Source organism: Kitasatospora sp. NPDC056531, from assembly GCF_042794375.1.
Classification (GTDB): Bacteria; Actinomycetota; Actinomycetes; order Streptomycetales; family Streptomycetaceae; genus Kitasatospora.
The window spans coordinates 1-2,122 of the sequence record NZ_JBHTTU010000288.1 but is presented as its reverse complement, the minus strand read 5'-3'; the positions used below and the strand labels follow the sequence as shown (position 1 = coordinate 2,122).

General features: G+C 74.8%; 3 protein-coding genes. 2 read left to right on the top strand and 1 reads right to left on the bottom strand.

Annotated features, from left to right (window positions below; translation table 11 throughout):
• The coding region (locus ACFQ87_RS45685) for an ABC transporter ATP-binding protein (RefSeq protein ID WP_380616962.1) at positions 1-672 on the bottom strand (672 nt) is incomplete at its 3' end.
• Positions 673-871: 199 nt separating this feature from the next.
• Here ACFQ87_RS45685 and ACFQ87_RS45680 point away from each other — a divergent pair.
• Both ACFQ87_RS45680 and ACFQ87_RS45675 read left to right on the top strand, forming a co-directional pair.
• A complete protein-coding gene (locus ACFQ87_RS45680; protein WP_380616961.1) occupies positions 872-1,360 on the top strand; it encodes a GNAT family N-acetyltransferase in 489 nt (162 codons plus the stop codon).
• The gene (locus ACFQ87_RS45675; protein WP_380616960.1) at positions 1,357-1,803 is read left to right on the top strand and encodes a DUF5946 family protein; all 447 of its coding nucleotides are present in this window, start codon (positions 1,357-1,359) and stop codon (positions 1,801-1,803) included. The genes ACFQ87_RS45680 and ACFQ87_RS45675 overlap by 4 nt, the downstream gene beginning before the upstream one ends.
• The last annotated feature ends 319 nt before the right edge of the window (positions 1,804-2,122 follow it).

Below are 2,122 nucleotides of genomic sequence, written 5' to 3'. Positions count from 1 at the left end.
CCGCACGAACGACCGCGAGTTCTCCCGGATTAAGTCCGCCATGGACGTGTCGGCGAGCAGCCGGCCCTGCCCGATGACCACCAGGTGCTCCGCGGTGAGCGCCATCTCGCTCATCAGGTGCGAGGAGACGAAGACGGTCCGGCCCTCGGCGGCGAGGGAGGTGAGCAGGTTGCGGATCCACAGGACGCCCTCGGGGTCGAGGCCGTTGACCGGCTCGTCCAGCATCACCGTGGCCGGGTCGCCCAGCAGGGCGGCCGCGATGCCGAGGCGCTGGCCCATGCCGAGCGAGAAGGCGCCGGCCCGCTTGCGCGCCACCGACTGCAGGCCGGTCAGCTCGATGACCTCCTCGACCCGGCGGCGCGGGATGCCGTGGGTGTGGGCCTGGGCCATCAGGTGGTTGAACGCCGAGCGGCCGGGGTGGATCGACTTGGCCTCCAGCAGCGCGCCCACCTCCTGCAGCGGCGCGGCGTGCTCGGCGTAGCGGCGGCCGTTGACCCGCACCGACCCGCTGGTGGGCGCGTCGAGGCCGACGATCATCCGCATGGTGGTGGACTTCCCGGCGCCGTTGGGCCCCAGGAACCCGGTCACCGTCCCCGGCCGAACCGTGAAGTCCAGCCCGTCCACGGCGGTCTTCTCCCCGTACCGCTTCGTCAGCTGGTGCGCCTCGATCATCGCTCGCCCTTACGCTCAGGGGCCGGGCCGTCCCGGCCGCCACGCTTCCACGCTAGGTGCGGTCGGCGCCGGATCCGTGGCACCGCGGGCTGATCATCGGGCCGCCCGTAGTACCGCGGTACCACGCCGCCGCCCTACTCCGGCCGTCCTGGCGCGAAATCCGGTTCCGCCGCCGCCCGCGGCCGGTCGAAGATGGGGCATGGACGTTCAGAAGGTGGCCCTGCGACAGATGACGCCCTCGGAGTACCGGGTGGCGACCGAGATCCGCGAAGCCGAGACGACGCGCGAACTGGCCGAACTCATGCCCGAGGAGCTGGCTCGGGACCGCGCTCGCCGGGGCACCGCCAAGTTCCTCCCCGACGGCCTCGCCACCGCCCGCCACCACCTCGTGGTGGCCGAGAACGACTCGGGCGAGGCCGTCGGCACCGCCTGGATCGGCCCCGACCCCCGCACGGAGGCCGGCACCTCCACCTCCGCCTGGCTGTACCACATCCGCGTCCTCCCCCCGTTCCGCCGGCAGGGCTACGGCTCCGCCATCCTCACCGCCGCCGAGCGACTCGTCGCCCGTGAGGGCATGACGGAGCTGGCCCTGAACGTCTTCGGCGGCAATGAGGCCGCCATCGCCCTGTACCGCCGCAGCGGCTACGGCGTGTCCGCGATGTACCTGAGCAAGCAGGTGCGGGAGTGACCGGCACCGGCCCCTGCGGGGAGTGCGGTGCGCCGGGGTGCGAGGGGCTCTTCCAGGCGCTGCTGGCGTTGGACCACGGGCGGGAGGAGCCGTGGGGGCCGTTGCACGGGGTGTCGGTGTCGTGCTTCCTGCTGCAGCATCCGAGCCGGCTGCCCGGCGACGGCGGGGCGCGGGCGCGGGAGTTCCTGCGGGCGTACCTCGGCGGGGGGCCGGCGGAGGTGGACCGGCTGGTGGGGCGGGCTCGGAGGGCCAATTCGCACCGGGTGAGGGGCGAGGCACCCGAGGTGGTGCGGGAAGCCCCGCGGGAGGTGCCGCGGGGCGGGTACGGCGTCACGATCGCGGAGGTCGTGGTCGACGGGACGTTCCCGGCCGAGGGTTTCCCGGAACGGGTGCGGGCCTGGGCGGCGGCGACGGTGGCGGCATGGGAGCGCCACGGAGCGTAGCCGCACCGGGACCTGGGCGGGACCTGGGGCCGATGCGTACGGGCGGCGGCCCCGCGAGTGACGGGCGTGGCGCGGACGGTCACCGGGGGCGCGAGGTCACGCCCGCCGGCGCGGGTGCGAGCGTGCGCCGCCGACCTGCCCCCGACAGGCGCCGGTCGCGGCCAGCGCGGATACTGGGTCGGCAACCCGAGGCGGCCCCGGCGGCCGGGGACGGCCGTCGACGCGCCGCGGAACCGAGGAGTACGCCGTGACCGGACCCGTTGTCGTCGGCTTCGACGGCTCGCCCGAGAGCCTCGCCGCCACCGAGTGGGCGGCGCTC

What these genes read in the sequence shown, in the direction of transcription:
- ACFQ87_RS45680 (WP_380616961.1), top strand. Translation starts at nt 872, where the DNA reads ATGGACGTTCAGAAGGTGGCCCTGCGACAGATGACGCCCTCGGAGTAC.